Raw genomic sequence first — 16,873 nt, forward strand, 5'->3', positions numbered from 1 at the left:
CTGCCGCAGTTACGCACCTTGCAGGCAGGGCAAACGGGTGAATGGCCAGCGGTGATGCAAGGTTCGAAAGGGGATATTGCGGTACGCGTGTGTGCATACCGCAAGACGGATGAACAAAGGATGGAAAGCGAGCGCAAGTTACAGAGAACTGCACAAAAAAAGCAAAAACAGAAGCAGCTTCAATCACAGACAGTGGAGGCAGCAGGCTACGTTGTGGTGGTCACGACCTTGGACTGCCTGAGTGCGCAAGAGGTCTTGGCCCTTTATCGGCACCGCTGGCAGGTGGAGTTGGCGTTCAAGCGGATGAAGTCATTGCTAGGGTTATCGCGCTTGAGAAAGAAAAACCCGGAAGGCGCGAAAGCCTGGCTGCAAGGGAAATTATTAGTGGCTTGCCTTATTGAGCGGTTGATCGCCACAGGCGAGCATTTTTCCCCTGTCGAGAGCGAGGGGCATTCAAGAAAACGTGGCTCAGAGGCGTTGTCGCTGGCGTGAAATGGCCTTTATCCATTGGTTGCTTTGTAGCGTGATCAGTCCCCGCTTGTCGTTGTTTACGTGTCTTGAGAAATGGGATTACTTCAGTCGTGCACTGCGCGAATCCCCGCGAAAAAAGCGGGGATACCAGCAAGATGAGCTATGGAGCGAGAGATTTGGTTAGCGCCTATGGGGCTTGCCCCCGCTGGAGCGCGAAGCGGTCCTGAAATCAGGCAACGGGATCCTTCAGTTAGAACTCGATCACCCGGATTGGGACTGCTTCGCAGTCCAACGGGGGCAAGCCCCCTCGCCACAGGAGACCTGAATAATCGCGGTATTCGCTTCGCGAGCAAGTCGGATCGCCGCCCCGCCGCTCCCACAGGGCTTGGCGTTTGTCACAAGACCTCACGCCTTATCCTGAAACCTCGCCCTGTACCGCCCCGGACTCTCCCCCGTCCATTTCTTGAACGCCCGGTGGAACGCGCTGGGTTCCTGGAAGCCAGTCTGCTCGGCAATCTCGGTAATGCTCACCTTGGTCTGGCGCAGCTGTTCAAAGGCCATCCCGCGGCGCACTTCGTCCTTGATTTCCTGAAATGAACAGCCTTCGCGCTCCAGCTTGCGTCGAAAAGTGCTGGGGCTCATCCGTTGTTCCTGGGCAAAGGCTTGCAAGGTTGGCCATTCACTGTAGTGGCTGCTGCGCAAGCGCTGATGGACCTGTGCCGCAAGGCCGTGCTGGTTGCGGAAACGAATCACCAGCCATTGCGGCGCACTGCGCAGGAACACTTTCAGCGAGGCCAGGTCCTGGACCACCGGCAGCCGCAGGTAGCGACTGGCAAACTCGATTTCGGTGCGCTCGGCGCCAAAGGTCAGATTGGCGCCCCAGAGCAACGGATCATCCGTGAGTGGCTCGCGCACATGACGAAAATCCACGCGATCGATGGGGATTCGCCGCCCTCCGAGCCAGCACAGCATACTGAACATCAACACCAGGAAGGTCTCTTCACCGAAAACACTGGCCTGCTGGTCTTCGCAGCGAGTCTGCAGGCTGATGACCGCCCGTTTGCCGCGCACACTGAGGCTGCCGCGAAAATCGCGGAGGAACAGTGCAAAGTTGGCCAGGCACTGGCGCATGGCTTTTTCCAGGTTCGGCTCCTGGATCAAGGCCCGGCAGATCAAAGCGAAACTGCCGAGCGGCATGCCGTGGGAGTCGAGCTGGAAAAATTCGTCGTCCATTTCGCGAATCTGGATCAGCCATAACGCGGCGAACGCACTGGCCGGAACTCGCGCCTGGGGCTGGTCCATCAACGCCGGGTCGATGCCCGCCTGCTCCAGGACCGCCCGCAGACGCAATGGATCGTTTCGCAGCGCATGGACCATGGCCTGCACAAAATAGACGGCAACCGAGTCCTTTTCGCGCATTTGAATGCTGCTCTCCTCATCGCCTGAAATGGCAAAAAACATCAGTTCTGCTGAACAGTTATGGCATAGGCCAGCGCCGCCGCCGGCTCTAGACTCGTTGCCAGGAAAGGCGTTTCAGCGAGCCGCCGTGGCCATCGGCCCATGCCGGACGGCGCCCATAGTACGCCAGTCGCTGAAGCACCGACTATTTCAGCTAACAAGAATCCACACTGATTCAGAGAGTCGACATGAACAATTCCGATATTTTCGTCGTCAGCGCAGCACGTTCCGCCATCGGCAGCTTTGGCGGGTCGCTTAAAGACGTCTCGCCTATCCAGTTGGCCACCGACGTTTGCCGCGCCGCCATTGAACGTTCGGGCCTCGCCCCTGAGCATATCGGCCATGCGGTGATGGGCCATGTAATCCCTACCGAAGCCCGTGACGCTTACATTTCCAGGGCCGTGGCAATGAATGCCGGGCTACCGAAAGAAACCCCGGCGTTCAACGTCAACCGACTCTGCGGTTCCGGCTTGCAAGCGATCGTCAGCGCCGCGCAAAGTCTGCTGCTGGGCGATGCGGGGGCCGTACTGGCCGGTGGCGTCGAGTCCATGAGCCGCGGCGCCTACTTGCTGCCCCAGGCGCGCTGGGGTGCACGCATGGGCGACCTCCAGGGCATCGACTACATGCTGGGGGTTCTGCACGACCCGTTTGCCGGCTTCCATATGGGCATCACTGCGGAAAACATCGCCGAGCAGTACGGCATCACTCGCCAGATGCAGGATGACCTGGCCTTGCTCAGCCAGCAACGGGCTGCCCGGGCGATCGCCGAAGGCCGCTTTGTCGAGCAGATCGTGCCGATTCAAGTGCCTACCCGCAAAGGCACGCTGTCGTTCGCCACGGACGAGCACGTGCGAGGGGATGTCAGCGCCGAGCAGCTGAGCAACATGAAACCGGCCTTCAAGAAAGATGGCAGCGTGACTGCCGGCAACGCCTCCGGACTCAATGACGGTGCCGGGGCATTGATCATGGCCACCGCCCAGGTTGTCCGGGAGCAAGGCCTCAAGCCCATGGCCCGTCTGGTGGGTTATGCCCACGCCGGGCTCGAACCATCGCTGATGGGCCTGGGACCGATTCCCGCGACTCGCCTGGTGCTCAAGCGCGCCGGCCTGACCGTGGCCGACCTGGATGTCATCGAATCGAACGAAGCCTTCGCCGCACAAGCCTGTGCCGTGGCTCAAGAACTGGGTTTCGATCCGCAGAAGGTCAACCCGAACGGTTCGGGTATCTCCCTCGGTCACCCGGTGGGCGCCACCGGCGCAATTATTGCGACCAAGGCCATTTACGAACTGCACCGCTGTCAGGGCCGTTATGCCCTGGCGACCATGTGCATTGGCGGCGGCCAAGGCATTGCCGTGCTGTTCGAACGCGTTTAATCAAGGAATTGACCTGAGATGAATCTGCAGAACATCGGCGTGATCGGCGCTGGCACCATGGGCAACGGCATTGCGCAAATCTGCGCCCTGGCCGGGATCAATGTGACCTTGCTGGATATCTCCGAGGCCGCGCTGGAAAAAGCCCTGGCGACGGTGAGCAAGAATCTGGATCGGCAAATCGCCAAACAGCTGCTCTCGGAGGATCAAAAACTCGCGGCGCTGCAGCGGATTCAGACCAGCACTGACTATGCAACGCTGGAAAGCGCGCAACTGGTGATCGAAGCCGCCACCGAAAACCTCGATCTGAAACTGCGGGTTCTGCAGCAAATCGCTGCTCAGGTCAGTACCGACTGTGTGATCGCTTCGAATACGTCTTCGTTGTCGATCACCCAGCTGGCGGCCAGCGTCAGTCAGCCGGAGCGCTTCATCGGCCTGCATTTCTTCAATCCGGTGCCGATGATGGGCTTGATCGAAGTCATTCGCGGCCTGCAGACCAGTGATTCGACCCATGCCCTGGCGCTGGAACTGGCGCAACGGCTGGGCAAAACCGCGATCACCGCCGGCAATCGCCCGGGTTTTGTGGTCAACAGGATTCTGGTGCCAATGATCAACGAAGCGATTCTGGTGTTCCAGGAAGGGCTGGCCAGCGCCGATGACATCGACGCCGGGATGCGCCTTGGCTGCAATCAACCGATCGGCCCCCTGGCCCTCGCCGACCTGATCGGCCTCGATACCCTGCTGGCGATTCTCGAGGCCTTCTACGACGGCTTCAATGACAGCAAGTACCGTCCGGCGCCGTTGCTTAAAGAAATGGTCGCCGCCGGTTACCTGGGGCGCAAAAGCGGGCGCGGCTTCCATGCCTATGCCTGAACGCTGCTCACGCCTGGCGCAGCATCGCGACAAGGCGCTCGAGCTGTTCGCCAGGAAGGGCTTTGGCCAGGTCGGCATGCGTGAGCTGGCGACCTACCTGGGGCTCACGCCTGGCTCGCTGTATCACCACTATCCGAGCAAGCAGCATTTGCTGCTTGATCTGATCGAAGAATTCTACGAAGAGCTGCTGGCCACCCTGCAGCGAATCGACAAAGGCCCGCGCCGCGCTCACAACATCCAGGTGGTCATCCGCGCGCACCTGAAATTGCATCGGGAGATGCCCGAGCACTATCGCCTGGTGGAGCGCGACAGTTGCTGCCTTAACGAAGAGCAACAGCAGCGGGTCAAGGAATTGCGCGAGCAATACCAATGCCGGTTGCTGGCGATTCTCGGGCATCGGACAGCACTGACCGAACAAAGCCTGCTGGCCGCCGGACACGCGATTGCCTCCTTGCTCAATAGCGCGCCGTCCTGGCTGGCCCAGCACAGCCTCGATGACCAGCAGCGCGACGACCTGCTGGAAACCCTGGTGACTGGTGCGATAGAACGCCTGCTTGCGCCCTGCCCGCCAAGGGTGGCCTGCCTTCAGGCGGCGGTGGCTTGAGAGAAAAAGATCGCAGCCTGCGGCAACTCCTACGCCGACTGTGGCTGGCAAAAAAACGCGCCAGATACATACACCCCCTGTAGGAGCTGCCGAAGGCTGCGATCTTTTCCGCGGAAGACGCGTTTGCCGGACAGGCGCGAAGATCAAAAGATCGCAGCCGGCGGCAGCTCCTACGCCGACCACATACATCCGCGAAACCTTGGTTGGCAAAGGATCTGTCGGATGCGCTTCAACGCCGGGTGATCACCACCTCAAGGTATTCACTAGGCACTACCAGCGAATCCGGGCCCGCCCGGTTCAGGCTGTTCAACAGTTCGGTCAGGTCGTGTTCCAGGGCCAGGGCAGCGTCGGCCTCAAGCGCCGCGAAGGCTTTGTGAACCGGTCCGTACCAGGTGCGAAACACCTCGATGAAATGCGCGGCGGAGCGGTACCTGAAATTGAACAGCCGCCGTGTCACCGCGATATTGGCTGCGCTGTCAGCGAACAGTGTCTGCAGATGGGCCTCGGTGCCCCACAGCGAAGGGGGTTGCGCGCCGGCCGGTGGCGGAAGATGGCGCCCGAGGGTCTTGAATATCTGCCCGACAAACCCTTCCGGGGTCCAATTGGCAAGGCCGATCCTGCCCCCAGGCCGACACACCCGCGCCAGCTCGGCGGCCGCTTTCGCTTGATCAGGCGTAAACATCACGCCAAAGGTCGACAGCACCACGTCGAAGCTCGCATCCTCGAAGGGCAGTGCTTCGGCGTCGGCCACCTGAAAGATCACTTCCAGGCGCTCGGCCCTCGCCCGGTCCTCGCCGCGCTCGAGCAGCGCGGGCACGTAATCGGTCGAGGTCACCTTGCAGCCTCGACGCGCCGCGGCCAGCGTCGCGTTGCCGTTGCCGGCCGCGACGTCGAGCACCTGCTCATCGCAACGCAGGTCGCAGGCTTCGGCCAGCTGTTCGCCGACTATCTGCAAGGTGGTGCCGATCACGGCATAGTCGCCACTGGCCCAGGAAACCATTTGACGGTTTTTCAGGGCGTTTAAATCAATCGGTGTACTCATGAGTTCTGGCTCCGAGTGGTAGGACGTCGATTTCTTATAAAGGCAGGGCTGTCGATCAGCCGCGGCCTGTGCAAAACCTGATTGAACGCCGCTACTCCGCCGTTGTGGGATCAATGATCGAGGTGACCTGGGAAACCCGGTTGATGGGGAAACTGCCTTGCCTGGCGTGCTCCCTGACCAGCTCCTCGTTCGGTGCGATGTACACGCAGTAAAATTTGTCGCCGGTGACGTAGCTTTGCAGCCACTGCACTTCTGCTCCCAACTCGCTAATGACCTTGCAGGACTTTTGCGAAAGGGCTTTCAGGTCTCGCTCCGTAAGGTTTCCGGCTCCCGGAATATCCCGTTCAATAACAAACTTCGGCATGGCAACCTCCACTTGTTGGATCGCCGGGGCAGGCAGTTACCCCGTGGGACCACTATCGCGCCCGGACACCGTGGCGTCCTGCCCGATCGTCGGCAAGGTCTGCCCGATCGTCCGGACATTGCCTGTCCCGCCGCCACGCGCTCACAATCGGAAAAGCCCAGCCAATGGGGAGATCAGCCATGGCAGCACAGTTCATTGTCGAAACCTCGCTACCTGTGGTGCAGCGGAGCAACGGCTGATGGATGCCCTGTCGCAGACCCTGGGCGTGGTTCACCTGGTGGGCGCGATCTTTATCAATGCCAGGTTCACCGCGCCCTGGTGCTATCAGTCACCCAGTGCCCACTCGGTGGCGCCGCTGCTGGAGCCTGACGCCGAGCGGGTGGTGATCTTTCACCTGATCACCGAAGGCCAGTGTTATGTCGAACTCGACAACCAGCCGCCGCTGCTTTTGACCGCCGGTGACGTGGTGATTTTTCCCCAGGGTGATGCCCATCGCATGAGCTCGCAACCCGGACTTGCGCCCGCCAAAGGTGGACGTCTGGCTGCGGTGCTGTCGCGTCGTCCACGTCAACTGAACTACGGCGGTGGCGGTCCGGCAACCCGGCTGGTGTGTGGCTACCTGGCGTGCGATACCCGCCTGGCGGGGATGCTGCTGGCGGGATTGCCGCCGCTGGTCAGGGTCAATGTGCGCGGTTCATGTGCCGGTATCTGGCTGGAATCCTCGGTGCGTTACGCCCTGGCCGAGGCCCGCTCCCCCCGCCCCGGTGGTGCCGGGGTGCTGGCGAAATTGGCCGAGGTGCTGTTCATCGAGGTATTGCGCCTGTACATGAATGAACAAAGCGAGGGTCGTACCGGCTGGCTGGCCGGAGTCAGGGACCGGATCGTCGGTGCCGCCTTGAACTCGCTGCACAAAAGCCCTGCCCATGCCTGGACGCTGGATGAGCTGGCGCGTGCCGCAGGCACTTCAAGGTCGGTGCTTGCGCAACGCTTCCAGCAATTGGTAGGAAGCCCGCCCATGCTGTACCTGACGCAATGGCGCATGCAACTGGCGGCCAATCTCCTGCGCCGCAGCAACGCCTCGTTGGCGCACATCGCAGAGCAAGTGGGTTATCAGACCGATACCGCCTTCAGCCGGGCCTTTCGCCGCGAGTTCGGCGCCCCGCCCGCGGCATGGCGGCGCAGTCAGTCGACCAGCGCTAGTGGAAAATCGAATGTTGCCTAAGCTGAAGGTGATCGTGGCAGGAGGATTCCAGTGTGAGCGTACAGCTGAACCACACCATCGTCTGGTGCCGTGACAAGCACCAGTCTTCGTCATTTCTGGTGGATCTGCTGGGGCTGCCCCGCCCTGCCCCGTTCGGTCCGATGCTGATCGTCCAGTTGGATAACGGCGTCTCGCTCGACTATTACGATGAGGATGGCGAGATCGCGTCCCAGCACTATGCCTTCCTGATTGGCGAGGATGACTTCGAGCCGATCTTCGCCCGGATCCAGGCCCGCGGGCTGCCCTACTGGGCCGATCCCGGCAAGCAGCGGCCAAATGAAATCAACCGGTTGGACGGCGGTCGCCGGGTGTATTTCGACGATCCGGACGGTCATCTGCTGGAGATTTTCACTCACCCCTAGGCAAGAGAGCCTACTGTGATGTACTGAATCACATCGTAAAGCGTGTCTATGTCTGGAGCGTTGCGAACGGCCTCTTCCGGGCCGCACCACGGATAGTCCAGGTTTGAAACCCAATCCATAATCGGCAGCAGCTCAGTCGGCGGCAGTGTCTTCATGTGCTCGATGGTGATGGTGAGCTTCTCGACCAACCCCGACCCGGGACTGAACTGCCATTCATACAGTCCGCACCCTGCTCGGACCTCGCGGGAGTTCTTGTCGGACATGGCGACCATCCATTTACAGCTGAACCTTGGGTTATCCGCTTCAGGGGGGCCTCCCAGGCAAAAGGTGTAAACGTTTTCGAACGTCTGGCCAAACCGACTGACCAGGACTTCGCCGATGGGCCCAAGGCCTTCAACGTGGGCCGGGAACGAGATGGAACCCGTGCGCACCACCATGTCCAGGATTGCCACGGGGGTAAAGGCCTGCCGCAACAGATGCGGACGGTTACCGTCCTTGGCGTTTATGTAGTGTTGAATCGATAGCTGAGGCGTTTTCATTGATTGTCCGTTGTATCAATGGATTACAAAGCATTGTTCCACAAATCTGTTACCAGCATGCACCCCGGGGCATGGGTGATGCACAGCGGCGGACGTGAAGCCTGCACCACCGACTGCGGGGTCACGCCGCAGGCCCAGAACACCGGGATTTCATCGGCTTCGATCGGTACCGCATCGCCATAGTCCGGCGTGCTCAGCGAATGGATGCCGATCAGCGACGGGTCACCGATGTGGACTGGCGCGCCGTGAACGTTGGGCATGCGTGCGGTGATCTGGATCGCCTGGATCGCCGCCGCGGCCTTCATCGGCCGCATGCTCACCACAAGCTTGCCGCCCAGGCGCGCGGTGGGCCGGGTGTCGATATTGGTCTGGTACATGGCGACATTGCGCCCCAGATCGATGTGCCTAAGGGAAATTCCGGCATCCAGCAAGGGTTGTTCGAAGGAGAACGAGCAGCCGATGGCGAATGCCACCAGGTCGTCCTGCCACAGGTGTTCGATATCCAGCGGCTCTTCATTCAGTTCGCCATGGCGATAGACCCGGTATCGGGGCACATCATGGCGGATATCGATGGCTACCCCGAGATTGCGAAAATACGGATCACCCGGCTCGGTGACGTCAAGCAACGGGCAGGCTTGGCGATTGAGCGCGCAATACCTGAGGAACTCGTCGGCCCAGTCACGGGGCAGTATCACGATATTGGCTTGCACCCGGCCCTGGCCCAGACCGCTGGTGTGGCCCTGATACTGCCCGGCGGCGATGCTTTGGCGCAGGGCTAACGGGGCGTTGTGCTGCAATTGCTCGAAGGACAGGATGGGCTGGTTCATCACGAGATTTCCATGGGTTCGGTGACTCTTTGTAAAAAACCATGGCGATGCCGTCCAACTAGGAATGTTGTTACCCCCGGATAACTAAAAGTTATTCAAGGGGCAGCCGGCGGGAGATCCGCTACCGAAACCATGCGTTGCGGACCGACATCCGCGGCGTATTGATTGACCACCTGGCGGCTCATTCTGACAATGCTCTCCACCAGTTCCAGGCCGACTCCGGCGCGCCACGAGGCGACGACATCCAGTTGCGGCAGGCGGCTGCCCGGCTCCAGCTGAATCAGCTCGCCGCTGGCCAGGGGCTTGGCCACCAGCGCCGCCGGCAAGGCGCCGATACCGAAGCCGTCGCGAATCAGCCGGGTCATGGCCGACACCGAATTGACGCAACTGACCCGCGGTGCAGTGATGCCATGGGCATGCAGCAGGTTGAGTACATCCTGATGCGGGCGCGAGTGTTTGACGAAGGTGATGATGCGCTCACCGGCCATCTCGGCCAGCGAGGCATAGGGCCGGGCATAGATTGAGTGGCTGGCGGCGATCCAGTGCATGGGGTAATGGGCCAGTTCGAGGTTGCGCACGCTTTCGTGGCGGATCAGGTCGGTCTGGAACACGATGTCCAGGTAGCCCTTCTGCAGCTGGTCGCAGAGATTGCGCGCGGCGTCGGCGGTGATCTCGATTTCCACCGCGGGAAAGGTCTGCATCAGGGTCGACATCAACGGGCTGAGCCAGGTGTGGATCACCGTATCCATCACGCCGATGCGCACCAGCCCCTGCTGCGGGCTGGTGTTGCCCAGGGAGTGTTTCAACGCTCGCTGTACTTCCAGCATCTGCTCGGCATAGTCGAGCACCTTGAGACCTTCGGGCGTCAGCGAGACGCCGCGTGAATCACGCACGAACAGGCGCAGGCCCAGCTCGTCTTCCAGCGAGGCGATCCGGCTGGAGATCGCGGCCTGGGTGCTGAACATTTTCTCCGCGGTCAGGCTGAAGCTTTGCAGGCGGGCGACCCAGACGAAGGTTTCGAGGAATTTGAGGTTCATGGCGGCTCTCGCGGCTCTTGTGGTTTTGCTGATAATCGGGGGGCGATCACGGTTCTCCCACAGAGAACCGTGTTGGTCGCGTTGCAATTGTTACTCCAGAGTCCGCCGCTGTGGGTATCAAATTTACTTATGCATAACACCGATTTTTTTCCGTTTGACACCGCTTCGCCTTGGCGCGAAGAATCCGCTCCACGACGCAGGCGACTGTGTCCGCCCCCCACGACAACGCCTTCACAAAAAAATAAAGAGGCGCGTCCGTCACCATCGCTTGCTGGCGCAGGAATTCCCATGGAAAAGATCATGACTGATCGAGTGTCTTCAGGTACGGGCCGCACCGGCCCGCTGACTGGGTACGTCTCCCTGTCAAAAAACGAAAAACACACCTACTGGAACTGCAAGATCGGCTACGCCCAGGTCGGCACTTTGTTTGGCTTGAGTCTGCTCTGCGCACCGGCAGCCCAGGCGGATTTTATAGCGGACAGTAAGGGCAGCCTGGAAGCGCGCAACTTCTACTTCAACCGCGATTTTCGCCAGGACGCTTCGCGGGACAAGGCTGAGGAATGGGCGCAAGGTTTTCTGTTACGGATGGAGTCCGGCTACACCGCCAGCACCCTCGGTTTTGGCCTGGATGCCTTGGGCATGGCCGGCTTCAAGCTGGACTCGGGCGGTGGTACGGCGGGCACCAATCTGTTGCCGCCGGATTTGTCCGGTGGCTCTCAGGATAACTACAGTGAATTGGGGCTGACCGCCAAGGTGCGCTGGTCCGACAGCACTCTCAAGCTTGGAACCTTGCAGATCAAAGACCCCGTGGTCATCTCCAATGACACTCGGCTGTTGCCCGGAACCTTCAAAGGCGGCCTGGTGAATGTGCAGGAAATTGAGCGTTTGAAGCTCCTGGCAGGACAGCTCACGCAGATCAATTTCGTCGACTCCACCGACTATCAGGACATGACCGCCAACCGCATCGGCGGACGCAGCGACAAGTTCCAGTTCGCCGGAGGTGACTATCAGTTGCTGCCGAACCTGACGGCGCAGTACCGCTACGGCAAGCTGGAAGATATCTACCAGCAGAACTACCTCGGGCTGGTGCACCTGCTGGACCTGGGCTCGGGCCAGTCGCTCAAGAGTGACTTGCGCTATGCGCGCAGCATCGAGGACGGCAATTTCCGCGCCCTCGACAACCAGGCCTTCGGTGCACTGTTTACCTACAGCCTGCGCGGCCATGCCCTGGGTTTTGGCTACCAGCGCATGAGCGGCGACGATCCGTTCCCCTATATCGGCCGCAGCGATCCCTACCTGGTCAACTTCGTGCAGATCGGCGATTTCGCCAACGTCGACGAGCACTCCTGGCAAACGCGCTATGACTACAACTTTGCCTCACTGGGAATGCCGGGATTGAGTTTCATGACCCGCTACATCTCGGGTGACAACGTGCAACGCAATGCTCCGGGCGAAGGCAAGGAGTGGGAGCGCAACACCGACATCACTTATGTGGTGCAGGACGGTGCGTTGAAAGGCGTGGGCTTCAAATGGCGCAACGCGTCGGTGCGTTCGAACTTCGGCAACGATCTGGATGAGAATCGCTTGATCCTCAGCTATACCCTGGCGCTTTGGTAAGCCCTGTAGGCGCTGCCGCAGGCTGCGATCTTTTGATCTTGGCGCCTGCCCGGCAAACGCGTCATCCGCAAAAAAGATCGCAGCCTTCGGCAGCTCCTACAGGGTGTGTGTATCTGGCGGTTTTTTTGCCAGCCACGGTCGGCGTAGGAGCTGCCGCAGGCTGCGATCTTTTGATCTTGGCGCCTGCCCGGCAAACGCGTCATCCGCAGAAAAGATCGCAGCCTTCGGCAGCTCCTACAGGGTGTGTGTATCTGGCGGGTTATTTTGCCAGCCACGGTCGGCGTAGGAGCTGCCGCAGGCTGCGATCTTTTGATCTTGGAGCCTGCCCGGCAAATGCGTCATCCGCGGAAAAGATCGCAGCCTTCGGCAGCTCCTACAGGGGGTGTGTGTATCTGGCGGGTTTTTTTGCCAGCCACGGTCGGCGTAGGAGCTGCCGCAGGCTGCGATCTTTTGGGAACAGCCAATGCTTAACTGACTGGCATCAGGGCTGGCCACGATCGTGGACATTCAGCGCCTGGTCAGCGAGAGTCTCCATGACCCCGCAGACTGCAAGCAGGAGTTAGCCGCAATGCTCTCGATAGAACTGCACAGCGCCCAGCGCGACGAACTCGAATGCATCGAGAACCTGATGCAATTCTATATGTACGACTTCAGCGAGTGGCTGGCGCTGGAGTTCGGCGAGCATGGTTTTTTCAGTATCCAGCCAACACTCGACTACTGGCGAAAACCGGCAACCCGCCCGTTCCTGATCAAGGTTGACGGGGAGTTGGCGGGTTTCGTGACGATTGACGACGAGGTTCGCTCGCAAGGCGCGCAGTACAATCTCGGCTACCTTTTTGTCGGCCGCCGCTATCGTGGTCGTGGCATCGGCAGGTTTGTGGTATCGGCATTGCTGAAAAAATTTCCCGGCCAATGGCAGATTTTTCACATCGACGCCAATCAGCCGGCGCGCGCATTCTGGGCCAGGGTCATCCCCGACCTCACCGAGGGTGAGTTCACTCGTCATCCGCTGACGGTCGATGGATATCCGTGCACCCTGTTCAGGTTCCAATACGGGGGCTGAACGTGTCCGGTCTCAGGAGAAGACCATGGCCTACAACTGGTGCGCCGAACCAGCCTGAACCCGGTGTACGGCCAGAGGGCAATAGCTTCTGGCCGGGCAGCTCACCCATTCGCCTATAAAAACAGGCACACACAGCGTTGTTACTGGCCATGGCGTGCCCCCTCGAGTTGAGCGGGTGCCCTGGTTGGGTCTATACCTTAGGAGTAGCGGTCGCCCCGACACCTGAGGGATAGGCCATGGACAACAACAAGGATTCAGGAAGCAACCTGGGCTTCTGGCTGCCAGGCAGCGCAGTCATCCTCAGCCTGGTGGTATCGACCTTCGCTCTGTACCGTGAGCCTTTCCTCGAGTCGCGCCCCATCGGCGGGCAATTCCAGGCGCAACTGCCCATAGAAGCTCGCCTGTGGCAGGACCCCTTCGATGCACTCGAGCGCTATCGTAAAAAACTCAAGGACGGCAAGGCCGCAGGCTCTGAGTGCAGTACCACGCTTTCCGGCAAGTCAGCGGTACCTGGTACCTCACCCGCGCAGCAAGCACCTCCGGACATCATGGTGGCGCTGGTCGAGGGTGGTCCGTACGCCGATGAGGTCGAACTGCGCCGACGCATTCGCTACGCCACCCTGGCCGGGTTCAAGAATTCGCGAATGGTCCCGGAAGACGAGCAGCACATCCGTTGCCTGGCCCTTGCAAGCGATCTGGCGGGCGATCCGCAAAGCACCGATTCGCAACGCGTCGAACTCCCCTATGAAACTTTCGTCGCCGACCCGTTCGATCCACCTACGGATGTTGACGACATACAGCATCCGGCTGACCGGACCATGTTGTTCTGGGTGAAGCAGGAGTATCTCGGATCGAACCCGTTGCAAAAGCTCGACGTCTTGCGCCACACCCTGGCCTGTAAAGTCGGCCAGGCGTATGGCGCTGCGCAAGCGTGCGACGCGCAGCCCGACACTACGCTGCTCAAGGTACTCGGCCCCTCCAACTCGACCATGCTGCGTGATATGTACTGGCAGGAGGCCGAGGGCACGCTAGTGCCCCATATCGAGATTTACTCGCCACTGGCCACGGCCGACAAAAAAATGTTGATGCGTGGCTTCACCAAGGCCGGTTCCCCCGAGCAAATACCGGCGCAGGCAACCCGGTACAAGGAGTCCTTGAACCTGCTGCGCACCGTCAGCGACGACCGCACCATGACCCGCCTGCTATTGGAAGAACTGAAGCTGCGTCGAGTAGATCCGGCTGCCTCCGTGCAATGCGTCAAAGGGGCGACCCTGCGGGTCGGAATGCCTTGCGGTCCCGAGGGCAGGCGCGCCAATCGCATTGCGCTGATCTCCGAGTGGGACAGCTTCTACAGCCGCGCACTGATCGAGAGCTTCAAGTCGCAGGTTGCCGAGAATGCCGGTGTCAGCCACGAAGACGGGGCATTGGTCGATGAGTGGGTCCTGCGCTTCAGCTATCTGCGTGGCCTGGACGGACGCCTTCCGGAGGAAGCCCCGAGCGGCGACAAGACCACCGCCAAGGACGCCAGCAAAGACAGTAACCAACTGGATCTCAGCCCGCTCGAGAAGTCCGATGGCAATTCCCAGCTCGATTACCTACGCCGCCTCGCCGACCACATCGTGCTCGAGGACGAGGCTTATCGCCGAAAGGGTGAAAGTGGTATCGGCGCCAGTGGCGTGCTGGGCGTCGACACCTACGACAAGTTGCTGGTCTTGCAGGCCCTCAAGAGCCGGATGCCGAACAAGGTGTTTTTCTCCACCGATCTTGACGCGCGCATGTTGCAACGCGGTCAGGCGCAAACCACCCGCAATCTGGTGCTGGCCGCGCCCTATGGACTGACGCTGACCCGCGCCCTGCAGCAGGACGTGCCACCGTTTCGCGACAGCTTGCAGAGCGCGGTGTTCATCGCCGTTCTGGCCGCCCAGGCGCCGCAGAGTTTCGACGCCAAGCGGGCGAAGTTCGACTACTCCAAGTCGGAGCTGCTCTCGCCCGGCATCTATGAGGTGGGCATCAGTGGCTTCATCCCGCTGGCGAGCCGGTTGACCGCATCGCGCACCGAGGATTGCGCAGCCCCGATCCCTGCGCGCTCAGGCCGGGTCAGCAACATCCGCCCGCAGGACATCATGGCGCTGCGCTGCCTGCAAGATCCGTCGCCGCCGCCTTATCCCGTACTGTCCCAATCGGTGCGCAACAAGTTCGAAGAGCGACAGTCGTACTTTTGGGCCGGGCCGCTGTCGCTCATCCTGCTGGTCCTGGCGATCTTCCTCGGCTGGTGGTGGACCAATGAGCAATCACCTGACAACAGTCTGCCACCCTGGGTACGGGGGGTGCCGCTGGCACTTTATGTGGGGGCCGGGCTGTCCGCTTGGGTCGCCACGCAGTACTGGCGCGTGGAGTTCATGTGGATCACCTTCGTGTTGATCCTGCTGGGGATCATTTGCTCAGGGCTTATCCGCCGCTCCCGGCGCCAGCCGGCTCCTTGCGAAGGCCCACCCGCCCCCGCCGTGGCCAAAGGGTTGTTCGACTCGTCGGCGTGGTACATCGCGGTGCCGATCGTGGCATTCATCCTCGCGCTGCTGTGGGCGTTCCAGATCCGCCACACCTTGACGGGCGGCGGACTGGGCGAGCCGATGTTCCTGTTCGAGGGCATCAGCGCCTGGCCAACGGTGGCGCTGCGCCTGCTTGCCGTACTGATTTCGATCTCGGCGCTGGCCTGGGGCTGGCGCAGCCTGCGCGTCAGCCGGATCGAGATCGAGAACTCCTATCACTTGCGCCCCTACCTGCGCAGCCATCGAGCGAGTCTGTGGCGGCAATTTCCGCGCTTCGTCCAAGGCGGAAAAAGACGGACATGGCATCAATGGTTCGAAGCACTGGGGCATTGCCTGTTCCTGGTGCTTTTCCCGCTCTCATCCACCAGCATTGCCAGAACACAACCCAAGGCCTGGGCTGCTCTTCCCCGATCCGGTGACGCAGACCAGCGCACGATCATCTCCTTCCTGCGCTTCTGGAGGGAGCACTGCGTGAGCGGTACCTTCGGTGCGCGCATGCTGCGCGCCGTCCTCGCCACCTGGATTTTTGTGGTGATCACCAGCGTGCTCTTTGTGCTGTGGCCCATGGAAGGGGTTCCGGTGCGCGGAGAATCGCCGGTCTGGAGGTTGAGTTGGATGGTTCCAACCCTGGTGTTCCAACTGCTGGTGTTCTGGGTGGTAGATGCCAATCGCCTGCTGGCGCGATTCATCCGGCAACTGAGCAGCTATCACGCGATCTGGCCAAAAAAATTGCAGGATCAGCACGAGAAAATCTTTGGTATCCGCGACCATGCCTGTATCGACGATTGGGTGGACATGATGTTGATCGCCAGGCGCAGCGCGGCGGTCAACCGTCTGATCTATGCACCGACGGTAGTCCTGTTGATCCTGATGGCGTCTCGCAGCAGTGTGTTCGACAACTGGCCAACACCGCCCAGCGTGGTCATTTCATTCGTGCTGACCGCACTGGTGCTGCTGATCAGCGCGCTGTCGCTGCGCCGTGCCGCGGAAAAGGCACGAGCCGCGGCGTTGCAGCGGGTTGATAGCTATCTGTTGGAAACACCCGTCAGCACCCCGGGCTACGACAAGTTCCGGATGATCCGCGAGCGCATCGCGGCGCTCAATACCGGCGCCTTCTCACGCTACTCGGAAGAGCCGCTGGTGCGGGCGCTGCTGCTGGCGCTGACCGGCATAGGCGGTTCGGCCATCGTCGATGCGTTGAGTTATGCGAAGTTTTAGGAGTTGGCGGCGGACAGGGCATCAAGGGCTAGGGGCAACCTCAATACCAGTCAGTTAACAGAAATCTATGGTCGGACGATCACCTGTGGCGAGGGGGCTTGCCCCCGCCGGCCGGTCCGCGCTCGGGCGCAGCAGTCGTAAAATCGGTGAATGCGGTGTGCCTGAAACAACCCCTTTGCAGTTTTTAGGGCCGCTGCGCGCCCCAGCGGGGCGGTGCG

The 16,873-nt window shown here is 60.8% G+C and carries 15 protein-coding genes; 9 read left to right on the forward strand and 6 right to left on the reverse strand.

All coding sequences use genetic code 11. From position 1 onward, the window contains the following. On the forward strand, positions 1–492 hold a 492-nt coding region (locus F8N85_RS09515), incomplete at its 5' end, for a transposase (protein ID WP_150803366.1). Between the two features lie 384 nt (positions 493–876). Here F8N85_RS09515 and F8N85_RS09520 read toward each other — a convergent pair. After that, entirely contained in the window at positions 877–1,890 is a 1,014-nt protein-coding gene (locus tag F8N85_RS09520) for an AraC family transcriptional regulator (protein WP_150803367.1), read from the reverse strand. Between the two features lie 227 nt (positions 1,891–2,117). Here F8N85_RS09520 and F8N85_RS09525 point away from each other — a divergent pair, with 227 nt between their 5' ends. From F8N85_RS09525 to F8N85_RS09535, 3 genes are read left to right on the forward strand one after another with little or no spacing between them, the layout of a single operon-like run. Beyond that, positions 2,118–3,302 carry an acetyl-CoA C-acyltransferase family protein gene (locus F8N85_RS09525; RefSeq protein ID WP_150803368.1) on the forward strand — a complete coding sequence of 395 codons (1,185 nt, stop codon included), beginning with the start codon at positions 2,118–2,120 and terminating at the stop codon, positions 3,300–3,302. An 18-nt stretch (positions 3,303–3,320) separates the two neighbouring features. Next, the gene (locus F8N85_RS09530) at positions 3,321–4,172 is read left to right on the forward strand and encodes a 3-hydroxybutyryl-CoA dehydrogenase (protein WP_150803369.1); all 852 of its coding nucleotides are present in this window, start codon (positions 3,321–3,323) and stop codon (positions 4,170–4,172) included. Next, the gene (locus F8N85_RS09535) at positions 4,159–4,776 is read left to right on the forward strand and encodes a TetR/AcrR family transcriptional regulator (protein WP_150803370.1); all 618 of its coding nucleotides are present in this window, start codon (positions 4,159–4,161) and stop codon (positions 4,774–4,776) included. Before F8N85_RS09530 ends, F8N85_RS09535 begins: the two co-directional genes overlap by 14 nt. Positions 4,777–5,005: 229 nt before the next feature. Here F8N85_RS09535 and F8N85_RS09540 read toward each other — a convergent pair whose 3' ends face one another. Together F8N85_RS09540 and F8N85_RS09545 are read right to left on the reverse strand one after the other, a co-directional pair. Next, positions 5,006–5,818 (reverse strand): class I SAM-dependent methyltransferase, encoded by an 813-nt coding sequence (locus F8N85_RS09540; RefSeq protein ID WP_150803371.1) that lies wholly within the window; start codon positions 5,816–5,818, stop codon positions 5,006–5,008. 91 nt (positions 5,819–5,909) lie between these two features. Next, the gene (locus F8N85_RS09545; protein ID WP_150803372.1) at positions 5,910–6,182 is read right to left on the reverse strand and encodes a DUF4242 domain-containing protein; all 273 of its coding nucleotides are present in this window, start codon (positions 6,180–6,182) and stop codon (positions 5,910–5,912) included. A gap of 238 nt (positions 6,183–6,420) precedes the next feature. Here F8N85_RS09545 and F8N85_RS09550 point away from each other — a divergent pair, with 238 nt between their 5' ends. Both F8N85_RS09550 and F8N85_RS09555 read left to right on the forward strand, forming a co-directional pair. Beyond that, a complete protein-coding gene (locus F8N85_RS09550; protein ID WP_150803373.1) occupies positions 6,421–7,404 on the forward strand; it encodes an AraC family transcriptional regulator in 984 nt (327 codons plus the stop codon). Between the two features lie 32 nt (positions 7,405–7,436). Beyond that, positions 7,437–7,805 carry a VOC family protein gene (locus tag F8N85_RS09555; RefSeq protein ID WP_150803374.1) on the forward strand — a complete coding sequence of 123 codons (369 nt, stop codon included), beginning with the start codon at positions 7,437–7,439 and terminating at the stop codon, positions 7,803–7,805. On the opposite strand, the gene F8N85_RS09560 is transcribed toward F8N85_RS09555, so the two are convergent. The 3 genes from F8N85_RS09560 to F8N85_RS09570 form a co-directional block, all read right to left on the reverse strand. Beyond that, complete coding sequence (locus F8N85_RS09560) at positions 7,802–8,344, reverse strand: hypothetical protein (RefSeq protein ID WP_150803375.1); 543 nt, start codon at positions 8,342–8,344, stop codon at positions 7,802–7,804. The genes F8N85_RS09555 and F8N85_RS09560 overlap by 4 nt on opposite strands. 23 nt (positions 8,345–8,367) lie before the next feature. Beyond that, on the reverse strand, positions 8,368–9,171 hold the full coding sequence (locus F8N85_RS09565; RefSeq protein ID WP_150803376.1) for a putative hydro-lyase: 804 nt from the start codon (positions 9,169–9,171) through the stop codon (positions 8,368–8,370). A 95-nt stretch (positions 9,172–9,266) separates the two neighbouring features. Next, positions 9,267–10,208 (reverse strand): LysR family transcriptional regulator, encoded by a 942-nt coding sequence (locus tag F8N85_RS09570; RefSeq protein ID WP_150803377.1) that lies wholly within the window; start codon positions 10,206–10,208, stop codon positions 9,267–9,269. A 288-nt stretch (positions 10,209–10,496) separates the two neighbouring features. On the opposite strand from F8N85_RS09570, the gene F8N85_RS09575 reads away from it, so the two are divergent. From F8N85_RS09575 to F8N85_RS09585, 3 genes are all read left to right on the forward strand, one after another. Continuing rightward, positions 10,497–11,825, forward strand: coding sequence for an OprD family porin (locus F8N85_RS09575; protein WP_224795666.1), 1,329 nt, complete (start codon positions 10,497–10,499; stop codon positions 11,823–11,825). A gap of 568 nt (positions 11,826–12,393) precedes the next feature. After that, positions 12,394–12,888 (forward strand): GNAT family N-acetyltransferase, encoded by a 495-nt coding sequence (locus F8N85_RS09580; RefSeq protein WP_150803378.1) that lies wholly within the window; start codon positions 12,394–12,396, stop codon positions 12,886–12,888. Between the two features lie 236 nt (positions 12,889–13,124). After that, positions 13,125–16,655 (forward strand): hypothetical protein, encoded by a 3,531-nt coding sequence (locus F8N85_RS09585; RefSeq protein ID WP_150803379.1) that lies wholly within the window; start codon positions 13,125–13,127, stop codon positions 16,653–16,655. The last annotated feature ends 218 nt before the right edge of the window (positions 16,656–16,873 follow it).

Origin of the sequence: Pseudomonas fluorescens, from assembly GCF_902497875.1 — a bacterium.
Taxonomy (GTDB): Bacteria; Pseudomonadota; Gammaproteobacteria; order Pseudomonadales; family Pseudomonadaceae; genus Aquipseudomonas; species Aquipseudomonas fluorescens_BR.

What these genes read in the sequence shown, in the direction of transcription:
- F8N85_RS09520 (WP_150803367.1), bottom strand. Translation starts at nt 1,890, where the DNA reads ATGCGCGAAAAGGACTCGGTTGCCGTCTATTTTGTGCAGGCCATGGTC.
- F8N85_RS09525 (WP_150803368.1), top strand. Translation starts at nt 2,118, where the DNA reads ATGAACAATTCCGATATTTTCGTCGTCAGCGCAGCACGTTCCGCCATC.
- F8N85_RS09530 (WP_150803369.1), top strand. Translation starts at nt 3,321, where the DNA reads ATGAATCTGCAGAACATCGGCGTGATCGGCGCTGGCACCATGGGCAAC.
- F8N85_RS09535 (WP_150803370.1), top strand. Translation starts at nt 4,159, where the DNA reads ATGCCTATGCCTGAACGCTGCTCACGCCTGGCGCAGCATCGCGACAAG.
- F8N85_RS09540 (WP_150803371.1), bottom strand. Translation starts at nt 5,818, where the DNA reads ATGAGTACACCGATTGATTTAAACGCCCTGAAAAACCGTCAAATGGTT.
- F8N85_RS09545 (WP_150803372.1), bottom strand. Translation starts at nt 6,182, where the DNA reads ATGCCGAAGTTTGTTATTGAACGGGATATTCCGGGAGCCGGAAACCTT.
- F8N85_RS09550 (WP_150803373.1), top strand. Translation starts at nt 6,421, where the DNA reads ATGGATGCCCTGTCGCAGACCCTGGGCGTGGTTCACCTGGTGGGCGCG.
- F8N85_RS09560 (WP_150803375.1), bottom strand. Translation starts at nt 8,344, where the DNA reads ATGAAAACGCCTCAGCTATCGATTCAACACTACATAAACGCCAAGGAC.
- F8N85_RS09565 (WP_150803376.1), bottom strand. Translation starts at nt 9,171, where the DNA reads ATGAACCAGCCCATCCTGTCCTTCGAGCAATTGCAGCACAACGCCCCG.
- F8N85_RS09570 (WP_150803377.1), bottom strand. Translation starts at nt 10,208, where the DNA reads ATGAACCTCAAATTCCTCGAAACCTTCGTCTGGGTCGCCCGCCTGCAA.
- F8N85_RS09575 (WP_224795666.1), top strand. Translation starts at nt 10,497, where the DNA reads ATGGAAAAGATCATGACTGATCGAGTGTCTTCAGGTACGGGCCGCACC.
- F8N85_RS09580 (WP_150803378.1), top strand. Translation starts at nt 12,394, where the DNA reads ATGCTCTCGATAGAACTGCACAGCGCCCAGCGCGACGAACTCGAATGC.
- F8N85_RS09585 (WP_150803379.1), top strand. Translation starts at nt 13,125, where the DNA reads ATGGACAACAACAAGGATTCAGGAAGCAACCTGGGCTTCTGGCTGCCA.